At 70.8% G+C, this 20389-nt stretch carries 16 protein-coding genes; 6 read left to right on the forward strand and 10 right to left on the reverse strand.

Annotated features, from left to right (window positions below; translation table 11 throughout):
- Window positions 1–382: 382 nt before the first annotated feature.
- The 4 genes from LO762_RS15040 to LO762_RS15055 are packed head-to-tail and all read right to left on the reverse strand — an operon-like array spanning window position 383 to window position 5845.
- Complete coding sequence (locus tag LO762_RS15040) at window positions 383–2179, reverse strand: glycoside hydrolase family 13 protein (protein ID WP_230615487.1); 1797 nt, start codon at window positions 2177–2179, stop codon at window positions 383–385.
- Window positions 2176–3012, reverse strand: coding sequence for a sugar ABC transporter permease (locus LO762_RS15045; protein ID WP_230615491.1), 837 nt, complete (start codon window positions 3010–3012; stop codon window positions 2176–2178). The genes LO762_RS15040 and LO762_RS15045 overlap by 4 nt, the downstream gene beginning before the upstream one ends.
- The gene (locus LO762_RS15050; protein ID WP_230615494.1) at window positions 3009–4601 is read right to left on the reverse strand and encodes an ABC transporter permease subunit; all 1593 of its coding nucleotides are present in this window, start codon (window positions 4599–4601) and stop codon (window positions 3009–3011) included. The genes LO762_RS15045 and LO762_RS15050 overlap by 4 nt, the downstream gene beginning before the upstream one ends.
- On the reverse strand, window positions 4598–5845 hold the full coding sequence (locus tag LO762_RS15055) for a maltose ABC transporter substrate-binding protein (RefSeq protein ID WP_230615497.1): 1248 nt from the start codon (window positions 5843–5845) through the stop codon (window positions 4598–4600). The genes LO762_RS15050 and LO762_RS15055 overlap by 4 nt, the downstream gene beginning before the upstream one ends.
- A gap of 160 nt (window positions 5846–6005) precedes the next feature.
- Between LO762_RS15055 and LO762_RS15060 the strand changes: the two genes are divergently transcribed.
- Together LO762_RS15060 and LO762_RS15065 are read left to right on the forward strand one after the other, a co-directional pair.
- A complete protein-coding gene (locus LO762_RS15060; RefSeq protein WP_230615500.1) occupies window positions 6006–7040 on the forward strand; it encodes a LacI family DNA-binding transcriptional regulator in 1035 nt (344 codons plus the stop codon).
- A gap of 115 nt (window positions 7041–7155) precedes the next feature.
- A complete protein-coding gene (locus tag LO762_RS15065; RefSeq protein ID WP_230615503.1) occupies window positions 7156–8679 on the forward strand; it encodes a DHA2 family efflux MFS transporter permease subunit in 1524 nt (507 codons plus the stop codon).
- 48 nt (window positions 8680–8727) lie between these two features.
- On the opposite strand, the gene LO762_RS32585 is transcribed toward LO762_RS15065, so the two are convergent.
- The 3 genes from LO762_RS32585 to LO762_RS15080 form a co-directional block, all read right to left on the reverse strand.
- Window positions 8728–9735 (reverse strand): SDR family oxidoreductase, encoded by a 1008-nt coding sequence (locus LO762_RS32585; RefSeq protein WP_255685949.1) that lies wholly within the window; start codon window positions 9733–9735, stop codon window positions 8728–8730.
- Entirely contained in the window at window positions 9732–10289 is a 558-nt protein-coding gene (locus LO762_RS15075; protein WP_230615506.1) for a TetR/AcrR family transcriptional regulator, read from the reverse strand. The genes LO762_RS32585 and LO762_RS15075 overlap by 4 nt, the downstream gene beginning before the upstream one ends.
- A gap of 80 nt (window positions 10290–10369) precedes the next feature.
- Entirely contained in the window at window positions 10370–11296 is a 927-nt protein-coding gene (locus tag LO762_RS15080; protein WP_230615508.1) for a TauD/TfdA family dioxygenase, read from the reverse strand.
- 141 nt (window positions 11297–11437) lie between these two features.
- Here LO762_RS15080 and LO762_RS15085 point away from each other — a divergent pair, with 141 nt between their 5' ends.
- Genes LO762_RS15085 through LO762_RS15100 form a run of 4 tightly spaced genes read left to right on the forward strand, consistent with a single transcriptional unit; the run spans window position 11438 to window position 16449 of the window.
- Window positions 11438–13000, forward strand: a complete 1563-nt coding sequence (locus LO762_RS15085; RefSeq protein WP_230615510.1) for an ABC transporter substrate-binding protein — start codon at window positions 11438–11440, stop codon at window positions 12998–13000.
- A gap of 4 nt (window positions 13001–13004) precedes the next feature.
- Window positions 13005–13964 (forward strand): ABC transporter permease, encoded by a 960-nt coding sequence (locus LO762_RS15090; protein ID WP_230615511.1) that lies wholly within the window; start codon window positions 13005–13007, stop codon window positions 13962–13964.
- Window positions 13961–14833 carry an ABC transporter permease gene (locus tag LO762_RS15095; RefSeq protein WP_230615513.1) on the forward strand — a complete coding sequence of 291 codons (873 nt, stop codon included), beginning with the start codon at window positions 13961–13963 and terminating at the stop codon, window positions 14831–14833. The genes LO762_RS15090 and LO762_RS15095 overlap by 4 nt, the downstream gene beginning before the upstream one ends.
- A complete protein-coding gene (locus LO762_RS15100; protein ID WP_230615515.1) occupies window positions 14830–16449 on the forward strand; it encodes an ABC transporter ATP-binding protein in 1620 nt (539 codons plus the stop codon). Before LO762_RS15095 ends, LO762_RS15100 begins: the two co-directional genes overlap by 4 nt.
- Window positions 16450–16558: 109 nt before the next feature.
- Here LO762_RS15100 and LO762_RS15105 read toward each other — a convergent pair whose 3' ends face one another.
- From LO762_RS15105 to LO762_RS15115, 3 genes are all read right to left on the reverse strand, one after another.
- The gene (locus LO762_RS15105; RefSeq protein ID WP_230615517.1) at window positions 16559–18865 is read right to left on the reverse strand and encodes an arylsulfatase; all 2307 of its coding nucleotides are present in this window, start codon (window positions 18863–18865) and stop codon (window positions 16559–16561) included.
- A 63-nt stretch (window positions 18866–18928) separates the two neighbouring features.
- Complete coding sequence (locus tag LO762_RS15110) at window positions 18929–19615, reverse strand: hypothetical protein (RefSeq protein ID WP_230615519.1); 687 nt, start codon at window positions 19613–19615, stop codon at window positions 18929–18931.
- A gap of 168 nt (window positions 19616–19783) precedes the next feature.
- Window positions 19784–20341 (reverse strand): DUF6879 family protein, encoded by a 558-nt coding sequence (locus LO762_RS15115; RefSeq protein ID WP_230615521.1) that lies wholly within the window; start codon window positions 20339–20341, stop codon window positions 19784–19786.
- Window positions 20342–20389 lie beyond the last annotated feature (48 nt).

The raw sequence follows: 20389 nt of genomic DNA on the forward strand, positions 1-20389 counted from the left end.
GGTTGAGCCCTGCGTCTCCGGGCCTAGTACCAACAGCGGAAGCACCCTTCCGACCTGCGGCTCCGACGCGGTCGATGCGACCTGCGTCACGGCCCGCCAAGGGGTCGGAGGGCGCTTCGGAGAGGACCCTCAAGAAGTGACGTCCGCCATAGTGTCGCGGATTAAACAATCCCACCCGAGATCGCGTCGATATCTCACCCGGGCGATCCGTGATCAGCCCGGCGCCAACATCCCACCACACCCCCGAAATATGTGTGCCCGGACCCCGGGAAGAAGGAGACCGAAACCCGATCCAGCGCAATTCTCAACGACACGCGAAACAGCGGGCCGGCGGGGCCGGACGGCGGGGTTTCGCGGGACCCGCCGTCCGGAGGGCGGGGGGTTACAGCCGCCAGACGTGGAAGGCGGGGCCGTCGGCGGGGAGGGTGAGGGTTCCGGCGGGGTCGGGGGTGAGGGCGGTGGTGCCGTTGAGCGGCTCGGCGGGGGTCGCCAGGGGGAGGCGGACGGGCGTGTGGGCGGCGCGCGACGCCTGGACGAGGAGGCGTTCGCCCGCCAGCTCGCGGAGGAAGACGACGGTGTCGGCGCCGGCGTGCAGCCAGCGGAGGCCGCCGTGGCGGAGGGCGGCGTGGGTGTGCCGGAGACGGCCGAGGTCGCGGTGCAGGGCGAGGGCGGCGTGGTCCCAGGCGTCGGTCCCGTCCCAGGGCAGGGGGCGGCGGGCGTCCTCGCCCCAGGCGCCTTCGAGGCCGATCTCGTCGCCCGCGTACACCATCGGCGTTCCCGGCAGCGTGTACAGCAGGCCGGTGGCGACGGCGGCGAGCTCCGGCCCGCAGACGGTGCGGATCCGCGCGGTGTCGTGCGAGCTGAGGATCGACCAGGAGTGCGTGAACGACCGCCACGACATCCGGGACGCGAACGCCCGCATCGTCGCGACCGCGAGGTCGCCGCCGAGCCGTGGCACGTCGGCCGGGACGCCGAGGAACGGCAGGGTGGAGTCCGGGTCGCGCAGCCAGGACCAGACGGGCCGGGTGAAGCCCGCGTAGTTCATCGTGCCGTGCCAGCCGCCCGCGTCGAGGTCGCCCGTCGCGTCGTGCGTGTGCTCGGCGACGAGGAGGGCGTCGGCGCGTTCCCGCACGGTGGCGGCCCACATCCGGGCGGCGACCTCGCGGGTGAGGTCCTGCCCGCCGCGCCGTCCGGTCATGTTGGCGACGTCGACGCGCCAGCCGTCGAGGCCGAACCTGAGCCAGCGGGCGACGACGGCGTCGGGCCCGTCCGTCATCAGCTCGCGCAGCCGGGCCGACGACCAGTCGAGCCGGGGCAGCGACGGCACGCCCATCCAGGCGGCGTAGCCGTGGTCCTCGTCGTCGCCGAACCAGAACATGGTCCGCTCCGGCGACTCCTTGTCGGCGCGGGCGGTGGTGAACCACGGGTGGTCGTCGCCGCAGTGGTTGGTGGTGAGGTCGCCGAGGACGCGCCAGCCCCGGTCGTGCGCGGCGTCGATGAGCGCCCGGTAGGCGGCGTCCCCGCCCAGAGCCGGGTCGATCCGGTCGAAGGCGGAGGCGTTGTAGCGGTGGTTGGAGCGGGCGGGGAAGACGGGCGTCAGCCACAGGGTGTTCGCGCCGGTCGCCGCCACGTGGTCGAGGCGGGCGCGGACGCCGTCGAGGTCGCCGCCGAAGAACTGGCGTTCGGTCTCGGGCCCGCGGCCGACGACGGGGTCGTCCCACGCGCGGGGCAGCGCCCACGCGGGGGCGGGCCTGGCCGTGCCGCCGCGCGCGAAGCGGTCGGGGAAGATCTCGTAGACGATCGCGTCGGCCGCCCAGGAGGGCGGCGCCGGGTGGGTGCTGAGCCGGAAGTCCTGGTGGTCGGGGACGTCGTGGGCGTGCAGCCCGGCGGCGGTGAGCCACCGGTACCCGGACGCCCCCGTGAGCAGGAACCGGTAGGGCGTCACCGTGTTGTGCGCGGTGATGTCGGCACGCCACCACAGTTCGTCCCCGGTGTCCCGGTCGAGCACGGCCTCGGTGAAGTGGGGTTCGCCGTCGCGGACGGTCCTGACGTGGACGCCGTCGCGCTGGGTGGGCGGCGTCCTGACGAACACCGTGACGGTCTCGCCCGGTTCGGGGGCGAGGGTGGAGACGTGGTCGGGGGAGCCGTCGTGGTGGAACCCGTTGTCGAGCATGGTCATCCTTTCACCGAGCCCGCGGTGAGCCCGTGGACGATGTAGCGCTGGAGGAACTGGAAGAGCAGGACGGTGGGGATCGCCGTCAGGAGCGTGCCGACCGCGAACATGCCGAAGCTGGAGTTGCGTTCGCCCGCGATGAGGCCGTAGAGGCCGACGGCGAGGGTGCGCTGTCCGTCGCCGGTGAGGAACACGCTCGCGACGAGGAACTCGTTGATCGTCGCGATGAACACCAGGAGGGCGCTGATCGCGAGGATCGGCGCGGACAGGGGCAGGATCACCCGGGTGAACGCCTGCCGGTGGGTGCAGCCGTCGACGAGCATCGCCTCGTCCAGCTCACGCGGGATCGAGTCGAAGAACCCCTTCATCAGCCAGGTGTTCACGCCGACCTGGCCGCCGATGTAGAGCAGGACGACGCCCCACACGCTGTTCAGGCCGAAGGCGGGCCAGGTGTCGCTGATCACGCTGAAGATGACGTAGAGAGGCACGATCGCGAGGAACTGCGGGAACGCCTGGATGACGAGGAGGCCGACCAGCCCGACGCGGCGGCCGTGGAAGCGGAACCGGCTGAAGGCGTACGCGGCGAGCGCGGAGACCGCGACGGACAGCAGCGCCGTCATCCCGGCGACCACGATCGAGTTGCGGTACCACGTCCAGAAGGAAGTGCCCGTGCTGAGGTCGCGCAGGTTGTCCAGGCCCGCGCCGTTCGGGAGCACGGTCGTCGAGTCGAGGGTGCCGAGCGGGTTGAGCGCCGCCGACAGGACGAACACGATGGGGACGAGCGCGAACACCGTGACGAGCACGGCGAATCCGTGCCGGGCGAGCATCTCTCGGCTCATCGGTCCACCTCGCGGAACGCGTTGGTACGGCGGAAGCTCACGATCGAGAGCAGCGCCACGATCAGGTACACGTAGACCGACATCGCGGCCGCCAGCCCGTAGTCGGCGCCCTGCTGCCCGAACGCCATCCGGTAGGTGTAGGTGATGAGGAGGTCGGTGGCGCCGACCGTCGGGTCGTCGGCGGGGAACGGGCCGCCGGACGTGATGAGGAAGATCCCGTTGAAGTTGTTGAAGTTGAACGCGAACGACGACACCAGCAGCGGGGCCAGGGCGAGCATGAGCAGCGGGAGGGTGATCGCGCGGAACCGCTGCCAGGCGCCCGCGCCGTCGACCTTCGCGGCCTCCAGGTAGCTGCCGGGGATCGACTGGAGCGCGCCCGTCGCGACGAGGAACATGTACGGGAAGCCGAGCCACGTCTGCACGAGGATCACCGACAGGCGCGCGGTGAGGCCGGTGCCGAGCCAGTCGACGTCGAGGCCGAGCAGCCGGTTCACCAGGCCGAAGTCGGTGTTGAACATGTCGCGCCAGACGAGCAGCATCGCGAACGCGGGCATCGCGTAGGGCAGCACGACGAGGGTGCGGTAGATCCGCACGCCGCGCATGAACGGGTGGTGCAGGGCGAGCGCGAGCGCGATCCCGAGCGCCGCGCTGACCACCACCACGGCGACGGCGTAGCCGAGGTTCCACGCGAACACGCCGACGACGTCGGCGCCGAGCCGGGAGTCGGTGAACACGGCGGTGAGGTTGGCGAGGCCGACGCCGACCTTCCAGCCCTGGTCGAGCGCGGTGCCGTCGGCGGCGACGAACCGGCCCTCCCCCTCGTCGGCGTGGTAGCGCCTGCCGTCGCTGACGACGCAGTCGCAGGACGCGTCGTAGCGGGATCCGGCGGTGCCCTGGTAGGCGCGGGTGAGGCCCTGGCTGCGGATGCCGCCGCCGGGCACCGGGACGACGATCCGGGTCAGCTCGCGGCCACGGGTGGCGGCCTCGGCGGCGGTGAGGACGCGCACGCCGGGCGCCTCGACGACCCTGCCGCCCGTGTTCGTCCGCGCGCCGGGCAGCGGGCGCAGGCCGTCGGCGTCGCCGAGCCGCACGTCGCGCCTGCCGGGCTCGGTGAGCAGGAACACCAGGGCGCCGTCGCGTTCGCCGACGGTGAGCCGGAACTCGGGCGAGTCCGGGTCGCGGCGGACCGAGGACGTCTCGATCGCGGTGACGGCCTCGGCCTTGGTGCCCAGGTGGCCGTCGCCGACGTTGGTGGCGGCGAGCGACAGCGTGTAGCCGATGGGGAAGAGCTGGAACAGCACGATAAGCAGGGTCGTCGGGAACAGGTACTTGCCTGGCAGCCTCTTGGGCGACAGGTAGACGGCGAGGGCGGCTGCCGTCACGGCGACGACGCACGCGAGTCCCGCCCAGTGGCGGTCGGCCCACAGCGGCGCGGCGGTCCAGAGGCCGATCCCGGCGAGCGCGCCCGCTGTGACGACGCGCCCTGCGATCGCGCCCGGGTGCGCGGACCACTCGCGGCGCGGCGGCGGGGACGGCGGCGAGGGCCGGGGCGCGGCGGACCGCGCCCCGGCCACGGTGTCCTGCGTCATGAGCCGAGCTGCTCCTTGATCGCGGCTCCGGCTGCGGTGACGGCCGCGGCGACCGGCTCACCCTTGATCACCGCGTGGATCAGCGTGTTGAACGGCCCCCAGATCGCGACCATCTGCGGGATCGAAGGCAGCGGCTCTGCTGTCGCCGCCGCGTCCTGGAACGCCTTGACGTCGGGGTCGGCGGCGGCCTTCTCCAGCGACTCCTTGAGCGCCGGTAGCCGGGGCTCCGCCTCGTACAGGGCGTCGGCGACCTCGGGCGAACCGAGCGTGGTGCTCACGAACTCCTGGGCGAGCGCCTTGTTGGCGCCCTTGCTGGCGACGAAGAAGGACTGCACGCCGACGAACGACCGCGCGGGGCCCGCCCCCGCGAAGCCCGGAACCGGGGAGATCGCGTACTTCGTCCCGGCGGTCCGCACGTCCGGCAGCCGCCACGGGCCCGCCACCATGAACGGCGTCTTGCCCGAGGTGAACGCGGCCGAGGCGTTGTCGGAGGTGGAGGAGCGGCGCAGCACGCCCGACCCCTTCTCGCCGAGCGCCGCGATCCGCTCGAACGCCTTGATCGAGGCGGGGGTGCCGACCCCGAGGTCGGACGGGTCCGGGTCGCCCTGGGCGTCGGTGCCGAAGAGGTACCCGCCGCCGGAGGTGAACAGCGGGTACATGTGGTAGGTGTCGCCCGACTGGCCGTCCTGCTGGCTGATCGGGTAGCCGATGACCTGGGACGCCTTGCCGGTCCTGCGGAGCCGCTCCCCCTGGGCGACGAGGTCCTCGACCGTCTCCGGCGCGTCCGGGGCCAGCTCGGTGTTGCGGTAGAGCACGAGGCTCTCCACCGCGTAGGGCACGGCGTAGACCTTGCCCTGATAGGTGACGGCCTTGCGTGCGACGTCGACGTAGCCGTCCATCTCGCTGTCGGAGACCTGGATGGGGTCGATCAGCCCGTTCTGCACGAGGTTGCCGATCCAGTCGTGCGCGCCGACCATCACGTCAGGGCCCTTGCCCGCCTGGGACGCCGTCACGAACGTCTGCTGCTGGTTCTGGGTGACGGCCACGACCTCGGCCTTGACGCCGTTGTCGGCGGCGAACGCGGCGGCGAAGGGCTTGAGGGCGTCGGCGCGGCGCTGGTCGGCCCAGATCACGAGCGTGGTGCCGGGGGCGGCGGTCGAGGGGGTGTCGGCGTCGCCGCCGCAGCCGGTGAGGACGGCTGACGCGAGGACGGTTCCGGCGAGGAGTGAGAGTGTTCTGCGCACGACGAACTCCAGGTCGATCGGGGCGGGGTGACGCGGCTCACGGCCGCGCGGTGCGCCGAAGCTAGCAACGCGTCATCACTCATGGAAGATGTTGCAGGAACTTGCGTCGCCGTTTCAGGAATCTTGCAAAGAACAGGCAGGCACCCCAGAATCGGTGGCCATGACAACGCTCGACGAGATCGCCCGCCAGGCCGGGGTCAGCAAGGCCACCGTCTCCCGCGTGCTGAACGAGCGCCCCGGCGTCAGCGCCGCGACCCGGCGCACCGTGATGACCGCGCTCGCCGTGCTCGGCTACGACCAGCCGAGCCGCCTGCGGCCGCGCAGCGCCGGACTGGTCGGCCTGGTCGTCGCCGAACTCCAGAACCCCGTCTTCCCGATGTTCGCCCAGGTCATCGAGATGACCCTGGCCCGGCACGGCTACACCGCCGTCCTGTGCGCGCAGACCCCCGAGGGGGCGGGCGAGGACGAGTACGTCGGGATGCTCACCGACCGCGGCGTGTCCGGCATCATCTTCGTCTCCGGCCTGCACGCCGACAGCACCATCGACCGGGAGCGCTACACCGGCCTCCTCGAACAGGGCCTGCCCATGGTGTTCGTCAACGGCCACCTGAAGGGCCTCGGCATCCCCACCGTCTCCTGCGACGACGTCGCCGCGGGCGCGCTCGCCACCAGGCACCTCACCGAACTCGGACACCGCAGGATCGGGTTCCTGAGCGGCCCCCTGCGCTACACGCCCGTACAGCGCAGGCTCAGCGGCTACCGCGCCGCCATGGCCGAATGCCACGGAAGCGCCCCCGACGACCTCGTCGAACTCGGGCCGTTCGGCGTGGAGGGCGGCCGCACCTCGGCCGGGGCGCTGCTCCGGCGCGGCGCGACCGCCCTCGTCTGCGGCAGCGACCTCATGGCGCTCGGCGCGATCCGCGAGGCGCGCCGCAGCGGCCTGCGGGTGCCCGAGGACGTCTCCGTCGTCGGCTCCGACGACTCCCCCCTCATGACGTTCACCGACCCGCCCCTCACCACCGTCCGCCAGCCCGCCCGCGCCATGGGCATCGCCGCCGTCCGCGCGCTCATGGACGAGATCAAGGGCCATCCCGCCAAGCCCGTCGAGTACCTCTTCGAGCCCGAGCTGATCGTCCGCTCCTCCACCCGGCTGTCGGCCGGGGGTCGGGCGAGTTTTGTCGGGGGGACGGAATAAGGTCGACAGGCCGCCCCGCTGATTCGTAGGCGCCGGAACCTGTTCGTCGGACCAGGTCCGGCGCGATCGCCTCTTGCGCCCGGAGTCTCCGGGTCTCGAAGAAATGGATCTACACGTGAGTTCTGAAGCCCCCCCGGAGGCGAAGGCCGCCGTCGGAAAGTCGGACGGCGGCGATGGGCTCGACCGCGGTGTGCTCGCCGTCGCCATGGTCGTCGTGCTCGGCGCGATCATGTCGATCCTCGACGTCACCGTCGTCAACGTCGCCATCCGCGACCTGTCCGCGGAGTTCAACGCGCCGCTGTCGCAGATCCAGTGGATCGCGACGGGCTACACGCTGGCGCTGGCCACCGTCATCCCGGTGACGGGCTGGGCGGCGAGCCGGTTCGGCACCAAGCGGCTCTACATGATCTCGATCGGCCTGTTCGTCGTCGGCTCCGCGCTGGCGGGCATGGCGTGGTCGGCCGAGTCGCTCATCGCCTTCCGGGTCCTGCAGGGCCTCGGCGGCGGCATGATCATGCCCGCGGGCATGACGATCCTGACCCAGAAGGCGGGCCCGCAGCGGGTCGGCAAGGTGATGAGCGTCGTCGGCATCCCGATGCTGCTCGGCCCGATCACCGGCCCGATCCTCGGCGGCTGGCTCGTCGACGACGTGTCGTGGCGCTGGATCTTCTACATCAACGTGCCGATCGGCGCGGTCGCGCTGTTCCTCGCGTGGCGCGTCCTGGACCGTGACACTCCCCAGCCGGGTGAGAAGCTCGACCTGCTGGGCCTGCTGCTGCTGTCCCCCGGTCTCGCCGCGCTGATCTACGGTCTGGCGACGGGCGCGGAGCACGGCGCGTTCGACTCCTTGGAGGTCATCGGGTTCACCGCGGCGGGCACGCTGCTCGTCGCCGGGTTTGTGGTGCGGGCGCTGGTCGCGCGGGTGCCGCTGATCGACCTGCGGCTGTTCAAGCGCCGGTCCGTCGCGGCGGCGTCGGGCACGATGGTGCTGTTCAGTCTCGCGTTCTTCGGCGCGATGCTGCTCATGCCGCTCTACTACCAGGTGGTCCTGGGTGAGAGCGCCTTCCACACCGGTCTCCTGCTCATCCCGCAGGGTCTCGGCGCGATGGTGACGATGCCGGTGGGCGGCGTGCTCACCGACAAGATCGGCCCTGGCCGGGTGGTGCTGGCCGGTCTGGTGTTCGTTGTCCTCGGCATGTTCGGTTTCACCCAGGTCGACGTCGACACGTCGATGACGCTGCTGGGCGGCGCCCTGTTCGTGATGGGCCTCGGCATGGGCCTCACGATGATGCCGACCATGTCGGCCGCGATGCAGACCCTCGACCACGACGAGGTCCCCCGCGCGAGCACCGCCCTCAACATCATCCAGCAGGTCGCGGGCTCCATCGGCACCGCCGCCATGTCCGTCATCCTCACCACCGAACTGTCCTCCCGCCTCCCCGGCGCCAGCGGCGGCGGCCTCGGCGCCACCGCCAACGTCCCCCCCGAGGTCCAAGCCCAACTGGCCCCCAAACTCGCCGAGTCCTTCGGCGCCACCTTCTGGTGGGCCCTCATCCTCCTGGCCCTCGCCTTCCTCCCAGCCATCCTCCTCCCCCGCCACAAACCGGATGCCTCCACCAAGGTCATGCCGATGCACTGAGCGGCTCGGTCTGAGGGGCCCACCGCGCTTGCGGTGGGCCCCTTTTTGTCAGGGGTGGGTGGTGAGGTGGGTGGACCAGGCGTTGAGGGCGGGGAGGAGGGGGGGTGGGGTGAGGGATGCTTTTTCGGACAGGGTGGTGGCGGTGGTGGTGGGGTAGCGGTCGGCGGAGAGGAAGGAGAGGGTTTCGGGGTCAGTGCCGGTGAGGCGGGGTGGGAGGCGGCGGAGGAGGGCGGCGGGGACGGACAGGCGGGGGGCGGGGACGTCCAGGTGGGCGGCCACTTGGCGGAGGAGGGTGTGGAGGGGAGGGGTGGATTCGTCCAGGGCCCAGAGGGCTTCGCCCGGTTTGGCGTGTTCGGGGACGGCAGCGAGGAAGCGCGCCAGGTGGTCGGCCGTGATGACGGGCACCCAGGTGTCGCGGGAGCCGGGCAGCGCGGGGAGACGGCGCTGGTGGAGGTCCAGGACGAGGGCGGCCAGGCCGATGCGTTGGGTGGTCTCGCCGGTACGGGAGTCGCCTATGACCGTCGAAGGGTTGACGATGTTGAACGGGACGCCCAGGGCCGTCGCCTCCCTACGGACGGCTCCGTCGGCCTCCACCTTGCTCGCCTCGTAGGCGCCCAGCTTCCGGTAGAGGAGGTCGAGGTCGCCAACCGGGGACGAGCCGACGCGGTAGCCGCTGATGTGGACGAGCCTCCGGGGTGCCGTAAGGCGGGCCGTCCAACGGACGACTTCGAGGGCGCCGTCCACGTTGACGCGCCTTGCCTCCTCCCGGGCGAGGCCGAAGGCGAAGCGTCCGCCCAGGTTGTAGACGTCTCGCACGTCCGCGAGCGGGGCGTCGGCGGGCAGGCCGAGGCCGGGCGCGGTGAGGTCGCCGTCCAGGACGGTCAGGCGGGAGGGGTCGCCGTTGTGGGCGGCGGTCCAGGCGCGGTACTCGTCGGCGCGTTCGGCGGCGCGGCGGACGACGACGGCGACGTGCCGACCCTGCCGGGTCAGTTCGGGGACGAGCCAGCGGCCGATGAGCCCCGTGGCACCGAGGACGAGGACGTCGGGCGTGGTCATGCCGCCTCCAGAAGTGTGCGAACCGTGACGGTGGCCGCGTCGAGCGGCGCCCGGGTCGCGCGGACCCGGCTGAGCAGGAGCGCGCCCTCCACGAGCGCGAGGATCTGCCCGGCGAGGGCCTCGGGACGTCCCTCGGCCGTGATCAGCCCGCGCAGGGTGGCCTCCCACCCGTCGTAGATCTCGGCGCACAGCCCGGCCAGCTCGGACCCGGCGGGCGCGTCCAGCGCGGTGCCCGCGACGGGGCAGCCCTTGGTGAATCCGGACTCCTCCTGCCGGTCGGCGAGTGCCTTGATGAGCCTTCCGATGACGTCAGCCGCGCTTCCGCCTTCGTCGGCCGCCGTGACCGCCAGCTCCGTGATCCGCCCGGCGCCGAACCTGACGGCCTCCGCGACCAGTTCGTCCTTCCCGCCGGGGAAGTGGAAGTACAGCGACCCCCTGGGTGCGCCCGCCCTACGCAGCACCTCGTTGATCCCGGTGGCGGCTGGTCCCATCTCCTCGATGGCCTCCGCCGCCACTCCGATCATCCGCTCTCGCGTCGCCCGTCCTTTGCTCATGACGGCAATAGTAGACCGATCTACATATTTTTGCGACACAGAAGGACGGCCCGCGTAGGCGGGCCGTCTGGGGCGGATCGTTAGGCGGCCTGGGGGGCGATGGAGGAGAAGGGTGAGGCGTCGCCTTCGATGACGGTGCTGGGGGTGCCGTCCAGGCCGACGGGGATGTCGCCGGCGATGGTGATGCGGTGCAGGCGGCGCGCGTGGTCGTCGTAGTCCGCGACGGCGTAGTGCTGGGTGGAGCGGTTGTCCCAGATGGCGATGTCGCCCGGCCGCCAGGTCCAGCGGACCGTGTTCTCCAGCTTGGTGATGTGCCGCTGGAGCAGCGCGTACAGGTCCTGGAAGTCCGGTGTGGAGAAGCCGGGGAAGGACTTCACGAAGTGGCCGAGCAGCAGTGACGGCTCGTTCGTCTCCGGGTGGACGCGCACGACGGGGTGCTCGGTGAGGAACGCGGTGCGCCGGAACTCGGCGCGGTACGCCTCCACCTTGCCGTCGGACCGGTCCACCGGACGCTCGGCGGCGTAGTCGAAGTCGTTGCTGTGCAGGGCGCGCAGCTCCCCGACGAGGGCCTTGAGGGCCGGGTTGAGGTTCGCGTAGGCCGCGACGGTGTTGGCCCACACCGTGGTGCCGCCGTAGGGCGGCAGGGTGATGGCGCGCAGGACGCTGATCGACGGGACGCGGTCCACGAACGTCACGTCGGTGTGCCAGCTGTTGGCCTTGCCCTGCTCGGAGTCGATCGGGAGGATCGCGTTCCCGTCGCCGCGCACGGTCGGGTGCGGGGACGTCACCTCGCCGAGCTGGGCGGCGAAGGCGTACTGGTCGTCGTCGGTGGCGTGTTCCTGGTCACGCAGGAACACCACGCGGTGCGCGAGCAGGGCGGCGCGGAACTCCGCGACGGCGGCCGGATCGAGGTCGGCGCCGATGCGCAGGCCGGAGACGACGGCGCCGATGTTGCCGCCGACCTTGGTCACTTCGAGCTTGGTGGGTTCGCTGTGCAGCCGGGTCATCTGCCGCGCTCCTTTCGTGACGGGTCCGGAACGGTCCCGCCTTCCTACTTACTTGACTTGTTTGGTAGGAATACCATACAAACCGGCGGGAGTGAATGTCCCAGCGCCCGCCTCGTGGGCCACAAGCAAGGAGACGTGTCCATGAGCACCGCCCTGTCCCGTCGCACCCTGCTCTCCGGCGCCGCCGGTGGAGCCGTCCTCCTCGGCCTCACCGGCTGCGCGTCGGCAGTCGACCAGGAGACCTCAGGAACCCCCAAGAAGGGCGGCACCTTCGCCGGCGCCATCGGCACCGACCTGGTGCCCGCGAACTTCTACACCAACTCCAACGACGGGGTGACCACGATCATCGGCCTCGTGTACGAGAGCCTGATCCTCTACCCCAATGACAGTCTAAAGCCGCAGGCCAGACTCGCCGAAAGCTGGACGATCTCCGACGACGGCCTCACCGTCACCCTGAAACTGCGCCAGGGCGTGAAGTTCCACACCGGCCGCGCCTTCACCTCCGAGGACGTCAAGTTCTCGCTGGAGAGCTACGCCGACCCCAAGTGGAACGGCCAGCTGAAGAGCACCGCCGCGGCCATCGCGGCCGTCGACACGGCGGACCCGAACACCGCGGTGCTGACGCTGAAGCACCCCCTGGGCAACATCCTGGACCTCCTGGAGATCGTCCCGATCGTCGACAAGGAGACGTTCGCAGGGATCGGCGACGGAAGCAGGTACGTCGGCACCGGTCCGTTCAAGTTCGAGAAGTGGACGCCGAACGCGCGCCTCCAGTTCACCAAGAACGCCGAGTACCGGGTGCCGGACCGCCCCTACCTGGACGCCGTGGACATCGCGGTCATCCCGGACGCGACGGCGCAGGCCAACCAGATCCGCAGCGGCCAGATCGACTACGCCTACGGCATCAGCAACCTCGACATCGAGCGGCTGGAGAAGGCCGGCGACATCACCAAGATCCAGCGCACCGGCGCCGAGATCCAGGTGTACGTCGCCGCCAACCTCACCGTGGACGGGCTGGAGGACGTCCGGGTAAGGCAGGCCATCGCCTACGCGCTCGACCGTGACCGCATCCTCAGCGAGGTGTTCCGCGGCGCCGGTTACACCGCCAGCCTTCCGTGGCCCAAGACGTCGCCCGCCTACGACGAGGAGCTGAACAACTTCTACAAGAAGGACGTGGCGAAGGCCAAGAGCCTGCTCGCGGACTACGGCAAGAAGGTCCCGACGCTGAAGTACAGCTACCAGACCCCCTCCCCCCTGTTCCAGGCGACGGCCCAGATCGTCCAGGCGAACCTCAAGGAGATCGGGATCGACGTGGAACTCGACCCGCTCGACCCGCCCACGTTCGTCGCCCAGCTCATCGGAGGCAAGTTCCCCGGCCTGTGGACGGCCTACCACTCGTGGGCCCAGTACACGCCGTCCACGCTGACCGTCAGCGCCTACCCGTTCAACGCGCTGAAGAACAGCTCGCACTACGAGTCCGACACCTACATCAAGGACGCGGACGCCGCCTGGAAGCAGATCAAGGGCGACAGCCCCGAGGCGATCGAGTCGTACCGCAAGCTGTCCAAGGACCTTCTCGACGGCGCGTTCCTGCTGGAGATCGCCATCATCGAAGGACGCTGGGCAGTCACGGACCGCGTGAAGGGCATCTCCTACACGAAGCGTTCCGAACTCCTGCTCACCGACGCGCAGCTCACCGGGTGAGGTCATGACCGCGTATCTGCTGCGCAGGCTGCCTTCACTCGCACTGGTGTTGGCGGCCGCCTCGGTGCTCATCTTCGCCGTCATCCGGCTCGTCCCGGGTGACCCCGCCACGGCGCTCGCGGGCGCCAACGCGACACCGGAGGCGGTGGAGGCGATCCGGGCGGAGCTCGGCCTCGACCGGCCCTGGGTGACCCAGTACTTCGCCTGGCTGGGCGGGCTGCTGACGTTCGACCCGGGCCGGTCGTACCTGATCGGCGGCACCATCGGCTCGCTCATCACCGAGTCCCTGGGCAACACCCTTCTGCTGGCCTCCAGCTCGCTGTTCCTGGCCGTCCTCACCGCGCTCGTCCTGGGGCCGCTGTGGGCGGGCACCCGCAAGCCGTGGCTGGAGCACCTGCTTACGGGCATCAACACGCTCGCCGTGGCGGTGCCGACGTTCGTCATGGGCGTGGCGCTGATCCTGCTGCTCGGGGTGCTCGTGCCGGTGCTCCCGAGCGGCGGAGTGCCGCGCGACGGGCTACTGGCGAACCCGTCGATCACCGTGCAGTACCTGCTGCTACCGGCGGTGTGCCTCGCGCTGCCGATAGGCGCGGTGCTCACCCGGTACGTCGCGGAGTCGCTGCGCACCGAGATGGCGCAGCCGTACGTGGTCACCGCGCTCGCCGCCGGGGTCTCCCGGCGGCGGGTGCTGCTCCGGCACGCGCTGCGCAACGTGCTGCCCACCAGCCTGACCGTGCTCGGCCTCCAGACGGGCGCGCTGCTCGGCGGCGCCGTCCTCGTCGAGTTCACGTTCTCGTGGCCGGGGCTCGGGCTGCTCATCGAGCGGGCGATCACCGGCCGCGACTACCCGGTCGTGCAGGTGCTGCTCATCCTGTCCGTCGTCGTCTTCGCGGTGCTGCAACTGCTGACCGACGTGGCGCACGCCCTCCTCGACCCGCGGGTACGCCTGGGAGGCGCGCGATGACAGAACTCAAGGCGCAAGAAGCCCAGGTGAAGGCCGAGCCCGACAGGCGGCCCGTGCGGCGGAACGGCCTGACGCACGGCCGCGGCCTCGTCGGCGTCGTCCTCATCGGCGTCATCGTGCTGCTCGGCGTGCTCGCGCCGCTGCTCGCGCCCTTCTCGCCGCAGGAGCAGATCGAGGGCGCCAACCTGCTCGGGCCGAGCGGCACCCACCCGTTCGGCACCGACGAGGTCAACCGCGACGTGTTCTCGCGGGTCCTGTACGGCATCCGGATCGACCTGTTCATCTGCCTCATAGCGGTGCCCGCGGGCGCCCTGCTGGGCGGGCTCATCGGGCTCGTCGCCAGCCAGACGGGCATAGCCGACGTGTTCGCCCAGCGCGCCTTCGACGTGGTGCTGGCGTTCCCGCCGATCATCCTCGGCATCGGCATCGCCGCGATCACCGGGACGGGCGTGCTGCCCGTCGTCTGCGTGGTGATCGGGGCGGAACTGCCGCTCTTCGGACGGCTCGTGCGCACCGCCACACTGAAGGTGCGCGAACTGCCTTACGTGGACGCGGCCGAGTCGATGGGCGCGTCCCGGGCCTGGGTGCTGCGCAAACACATCGTCCCGAACATCCTGGACTCCGTCATCGTGCAGCTCGCGCTGTCGGCGTCCGGCGCGGTGTTCATCCTCAGCGCGATGAACTTCCTCGGCATCGGCGTCAAACCGCCCGAACCGTCGCTCGGCGGGGTGCTCGCCGACGCGATGGCCCAGCTCGGCTCCAACACGATGTACGCGGTCGGCCCGCTGCTCGTCATCGTCGTCCTCGTCCTGGGCTTCCAACTGATCGCGCAGGGCCTGCTGGCCGCGCGGCGAGGAGGTGCGTCATGACCGACCCGGTGCTCACGATCGACGGCCTGAGCGTCAGGTTCCCCGGGGCGACGGCCGTCGAGGACGTGTCCCTCGCCCTGCTGCCCGACGAGGTGCTCGCGGTCGTCGGCGAGTCCGGTTCGGGCAAGTCGGTGACGGCGCTGGCCGTCCTCGGGCTGCTGCCGCCGGGCGCGACCGCGACGGGCAGCGTCGCGTTCGACGGGCAGGAGCTGCTCGGGCTCGACGAGGAAGCGCTGCGGCGGGTGCGCGGCGCACGGATCGCGCTCGTCTTCCAGGAGCCCTCGACGGCGCTGAACCCCGTCGAGCGGGTCGGCTGGCAGATCGGTGAGGTCCTCCGCGCACACGGTGTGAAATCCCGTCAGGCGCGCGCTGAGCGCGTCGGAGAGCTGCTCGGGCAGGTCGGCATCCCGCCGGAGCGGGCGCGGGACTACCCGCACCAGTTCTCCGGCGGGCAGAAACAGCGGATCGTGCTGGCGCTCGCGCTGGCCGCCGACCCGGACGTGCTCATCGCCGACGAACCCACCACCGCCCTCGACGTCACCGTGCAGGCCGAGATCCTCGCCCTGCTGCGCGAACTCCAGCGCGGACGGCGGCTCGCGGTCCTGCTCATCACGCACAACATGGGCGTCGTCGCCGACCTCGCCGACCGGGTCGCCGTCATGCGCGACGGCCGGGTCCTGGAGACGCAGGACGTGCGGCGGCTCTTCGCGGCGCCGTCCACCGAGTACGCGCGCGAACTGCTGGCGTCGGTGCCCAGGCTGGGACGTCAGGGGCGGGCCGTCCGCCCCGCGACGGAGGCCGCGCCCGTGTTCGCGGTGGACGACCTCGTCGTCGACTACCCGGGACGTAAGGCGGCGCTCGACAGGATCACGCTCGCCGTCACACCGGGCGAGGTGCTCGGGCTCGTCGGCGAGTCCGGCTCCGGCAAGACCACGCTCGGCCGGGTCGCCGTCGGGCGGCTCGGCGCCGCGTCCGGCACGGTGCGGCTGTTCGGGACCGACCTCGCCGGGCTCGGACGGCGCGAGCTGCGCGCGCTCCGCAAGCGGATCGGCGTGGTGCACCAGGACCCGGCGGCCTCGCTCGACCCGCGCCGGACGGTCCTGGAGTCGATCACGGAGCCGCTCGACGTCCACCGGGTCGGGACGCCCGCCACGCGCGTCGCTCGGGCCGAGGAGCTGCTGGAGCAGGTCGCTCTCGGGCGCTCGTACGGGTCGCGGCTGCCCCGTGAGCTGTCCGGGGGGCAGCGCCAACGGGTCGCCCTGGCGCGCGCGTTGGCGCTGGAACCCGACCTACTGCTGGCCGACGAGCCGACCAGCGCGCTGGACGTCTCCGTACAGGCGTCCGTCCTTGAGCTGTTCGCGGAGCTCCAGGAGGCGCACGGCTTCGCCTGCCTGTTCATCAGCCACGACCTGGCCGTGGTGAACCAGGTGGCCGACCGGGTCGCCGTCATGCGGAACGGCCAACTCGTCGAGTCGGGACCCACAGGGGAGGTGCTCACCAGGCCGTCCTCGGCCTACACGCGGGCGCTGGTGGACTCCGTTCCGGTGCCGGACCCCGATGAGCAGCGGGCCCGCCGCCTGCCCACGGTCCTCACGAGTCTGAAGAACACGGCCTGACCTGGCCCTCACGCAGGACGCCCCCCGGATTCCGGGGGGCGTCTTACGTTGGGCTGCTTGGACGAGCGCCTCCCCGAGAGCACGGCTCGGGGAGGCGTCGCACAGGGCGTCACTCGAAGGCGGCGCCCGCTTCGCGGAGGAGGGCGAGGACCTCGGCCGGGTCGTAGGGGGCCGGGGCGCCGGGCAGGTAGGTGACCGACGTGAGCGAGCCCGTGTAGGGGAAGGCGCCGTGACGCTGGTAGAGCGGCCACGAGACAGGGTTGCGCCGGTCGGCGCCCACGTCGATGCCCTGCGCGGGGGCGAAGCCGAAGAGGATGAGCACCTCGTCCAGGCCCGTCCTGCGTTCGCCGTCCACAAGCACGTCGAAGCGCCAGCGGTAGTCGGGCAGGATCGTCGCCTTGAGCGTCACCAGGTGCTCGCCCGGAGCCAGTTCGCCCGCGTCGGCCTCGTGGAGGGCGCCGTACTCGTTGTAGACGAAGCGTAGGCGGCCGTCCTCCAAGTGGAGGTTGTAGCCGCCGCCCAGGTCGCCGTGCGCGAACAGGACGCCCTGGTCGCCCGGCGCGTACGTCAGGCGCGTCTCGACGTCGAAGGAGCGCAGCGCCACCAGCTTGGCCGACCTGTACCGCTCCAGGCTCGGCGTGCCGGGCAGCAGCGTGACGGGACGGCTGAACGCCCGGTCGGACGGCGGACGGCTCACGAACAGGTGGCCCCGGTCGTCCACGGGGAACACACGGTTGTCCCAGGCAGCGCGCTCCCAGGCGGCCGCCAAGTCCTTCACCAGATCCGGGTGCTCGGCAGCCACGTCGTGCGCCTCGGTCGGATCCGTGGCGACGTTGTACAGCTCCCAGGGGGCGTCGTCGGCGGACGTCCCGGGCTGGTGCAGGGAGACGAGCTTCCAACCGTCGCGGTAGTAGGACCGGTTGCCTGTCATCTCGCAGTACTGCTCGACGTGGGTGCTGGCCGCCTCCGGGTCGCGGAGCGGGCCCGTGAAGCTGAACCCGTCGAGCGGGCGTGCCTCCTTGCCTTGGCGCTCCGACAGGCGATCCACTCCGGCGAGTTCCAAGAGTGTCGGGTAGAGGTCCGTCACGTACTGGTACTGCGTGCGGACCTGGCCCGCCAGCTCACCCAGACCGGCGGGCCAGGAGACGATGAACGGCACCCGCACCCCGCCCGCGTGGGTGTTGCCCTTGTAGAGCCGGAAGGGCGCGTTGGACGCCATGCCCCAACCGCGCGGGTAGTGGATCGTGCTGTCGGGGCCGCCGAGCGAGTCCAGGTCGCGCGGCACGTCCGTGTGCCACTCGCGCGGCAGGTGCGGCCCGCGCGAGAACGTCCGGTAGTAGCTGCGGGTGCCCTGCGGGCCGCCCTCTCCGGTGCCGCCGTTGTCGGACGTGAAGACGACGAGTGTGTTGTCGAGCTCGCCGAGCGCCTCGATCGTCGCGAGGAGGCGGCCGAGGTTCTGGTCGACGTTGTCCACCATCGCCGCGTACACCTCCTTCATCCGCGCGTAGAGCTCCCGCTCCTCCTCAGGGAGGGAGTCCCAGGGCTCGACGTCGTGGTGGACCTCTCCGTTGCGCGGAGGCAGCTCGGTGCCTTCGGGGAACAGCCCTGAGGCGATCTGCCTCTGGAACCGCTCCTCCCGCACCGCGTCCCACCCCCTGCCGTACCTGCCCCGGTACTTGGCGATGTCCTCCGCCTTCGCCTGGAGCGGCCCGTGGACGGCCCCGTGCGCGTAGTACAGGAAGAACGGCTTGTCGGAGTTGGCCCGCAGCCCCTTCACCATCGAGATCGCCTCGTCGGTGATGTCGTCGGTGAGGTAGTAGCCGTCGGGGTACTGGTCGACCGCCACCGGCGAGTTGTCCCTGACAAGGTGGTACGGCAGGTGAAGGCTCGTCAGCCCCTCCAGGAACCCGTAGAACCTGTCGAAGCCCCGCTGAAGCGGCCACGACCGCTTGTAGGCCCCCTCGTTCATCGTGGAGTCCTTGGTGAGGTGCCACTTGCCCACCGCGTACGTCGCATACCCCGAGGCCCGCAACGACTCCGCCAACGTAGGCGCGTCGTCCGCCAACTCCAACGCCCACCCCGGAAACCCAGGGTCAGCGTTCGCCACAAACCCAAAGCCCGCATTATGCGGATTCAACCCGGTCAGCAACGACGCCCGAGACGGCGAACACAACGGATTCGTGTGATAGTTCGCAAACCGCACCCCCCTCCGGGCCAACCCGTCCACCACCAGCGTCTCGATCTCCGACCCAAACGCCCCAACATCACTGAACCCCATGTCATCCATCAACACCACAACAATGTTCGGCGCCCCCTCCCGAGCCCGAGGCGGCACATCCCACCAGGGCACCGACTCCCCCACCGTCCGCCCCACCAAAGCCCCATGCCCCACATAACTCCTGGTAGTCCCCACCATGCACTCCTCCCTAAAAGCCGCCGCCACCCTCCCAAACCAAACCCCACCAAGTCAACCAACAAACTAGGAATCCCGCCCATACCGCCCCACCGCGAGCGGGCCCGTCAGGCGCCAGCCCGGTTCGCCTTCGCCGTCAGCCTGGTCCAGCGCGGCGAGAAGGTTCAGCCGCTCGACCGCGAACCAACGCATGGCCTGCTCAGCGTCGGTGAAGGCGGGGATCACCAGGCCGTCGGAAGGGACGAGGGGCACCTCATGGGAGAAGGGCAGGATCGCCGCCCTTCCCGCGTCCGCCGTCAGCAGATACCAGCTGAGAACACGGCGGACCGTACGCGTCCGCTCCTTGGGGCTGGTCTCCTCCGCGAGACGTTCCACGGCGTAGGCGCGCAGAAGGTCGTGCAGGTGGTAGCGGCCGCGGGAGACCTCCCGCAGGAGATGGGCCGAGCACAGGGCGTCGAGCAGGCGGCGCGCGAACCGGGCGTCGGGCGCGCCGAACAGCGCCGCCGCGGCGTCGACGCCGATCTCCCGGCCCGCGTGCGGACCGAGCAGCCGGAACGCGGTACGCGGCTCGGGGGACAGCGCGTGGTAGGACCAGGAGAACGCGGCGCGCACGTCGCTCAACTCGTCCTCGCTGGACGCGAGCGAGTCCAGCCGGTGCCGCTCCTGCTCCAGTTCCGCGACGACGCGGGCCACGCCGACGACCTCGCCGAGGAGCGCCACGGCGTCTTCCGGTTCGAGGACGTCAAGCGTCACACGCACAGCCCCTTCCCTAGCCACCAGCCCTGACAGCGTACTTCTGCTCGTGATCAAGGCCACACACCCCCGAGAGCCGCCGACCGTCAGCGGGCCGTGCATTGTGCCGATCTGGACGACGGCGTCGGCCTCTCCCCTGTAGGTGTCGCCTTCCGTCATGAGGCCGCCTCAGAACGTGTGGCCGTGCCTGTCGGCGAACGCCTCGAAGGGGATCGAGCGGTGTACCGCGAGGTCGCGCCAGTGGTTGGCCTCGACGATCCGCTCCGGATCCTCGACGCGTTCGGCCGCCTCGAAGGCGCCGTCGTCGCGGTAGTGCATGACGATGAGCGCGGACGAGTCGAACAGCCAGTAATCACGGTGCGGCAGACCTTCCGGCCATTCCCCGGCGGGCACCGGGATCAGCCGGATCTCCTCACCCGCCGCGACGGTGTGCCGGTACGCCCATCCGCATTCGAAACGCACGTAATCCGACAACGGCTCCTCGACCACGTGCACCCGGTACAGGCGCTTCCCCGCGGCGTGCGCGGGCTTCACCGTGCCGTCGATCCAGGCGTCGATGCCCGGGAACAACCCGCGCGTGCGGCCACTCAGAAAAAGCTCGAACTCCGCCTTCTCATAGGAGACGTCATAATGCTGAAGTGACTCCAGCCGATAGGCGGTGAACCGGAATCCGGTGAAGAACTCATTGAATTCCGGGTCGTCAAGGGAGCGGAAGACCCTTCCCATCTAGCCCGCCTCTTTTCGCGCGCGCAGCACGTCCGCCGCGCCCAGCAG

The sequence above is a fragment of the Actinocorallia sp. API 0066 genome, assembly GCF_020991275.1.
Lineage (GTDB): Bacteria > Actinomycetota > Actinomycetes > Streptosporangiales > Streptosporangiaceae > Actinocorallia.

Excerpts from the sequence above, each read along its gene's own strand:
- LO762_RS15105 (WP_230615517.1), bottom strand. The coding sequence starts at position 18,865 with ATGGTGGGGACTACCAGGAGTTATGTGGGGCATGGGGCTTTGGTGGGG.
- LO762_RS32585 (WP_255685949.1), bottom strand. The coding sequence starts at position 9,735 with ATGACCACGCCCGACGTCCTCGTCCTCGGTGCCACGGGGCTCATCGGC.
- LO762_RS15095 (WP_230615513.1), top strand. The coding sequence starts at position 13,961 with ATGACAGAACTCAAGGCGCAAGAAGCCCAGGTGAAGGCCGAGCCCGAC.
- LO762_RS15060 (WP_230615500.1), top strand. The coding sequence starts at position 6,006 with ATGACAACGCTCGACGAGATCGCCCGCCAGGCCGGGGTCAGCAAGGCC.
- LO762_RS15045 (WP_230615491.1), bottom strand. The coding sequence starts at position 3,012 with ATGAGCCGAGAGATGCTCGCCCGGCACGGATTCGCCGTGCTCGTCACG.
- LO762_RS15100 (WP_230615515.1), top strand. The coding sequence starts at position 14,830 with ATGACCGACCCGGTGCTCACGATCGACGGCCTGAGCGTCAGGTTCCCC.
- LO762_RS15075 (WP_230615506.1), bottom strand. The coding sequence starts at position 10,289 with ATGAGCAAAGGACGGGCGACGCGAGAGCGGATGATCGGAGTGGCGGCG.
- LO762_RS15080 (WP_230615508.1), bottom strand. The coding sequence starts at position 11,296 with ATGACCCGGCTGCACAGCGAACCCACCAAGCTCGAAGTGACCAAGGTC.
- LO762_RS15040 (WP_230615487.1), bottom strand. The coding sequence starts at position 2,179 with ATGACCATGCTCGACAACGGGTTCCACCACGACGGCTCCCCCGACCAC.
- LO762_RS15115 (WP_230615521.1), bottom strand. The coding sequence starts at position 20,341 with ATGGGAAGGGTCTTCCGCTCCCTTGACGACCCGGAATTCAATGAGTTC.
- LO762_RS15085 (WP_230615510.1), top strand. The coding sequence starts at position 11,438 with ATGAGCACCGCCCTGTCCCGTCGCACCCTGCTCTCCGGCGCCGCCGGT.
- LO762_RS15090 (WP_230615511.1), top strand. The coding sequence starts at position 13,005 with ATGACCGCGTATCTGCTGCGCAGGCTGCCTTCACTCGCACTGGTGTTG.
- LO762_RS15050 (WP_230615494.1), bottom strand. The coding sequence starts at position 4,601 with ATGACGCAGGACACCGTGGCCGGGGCGCGGTCCGCCGCGCCCCGGCCC.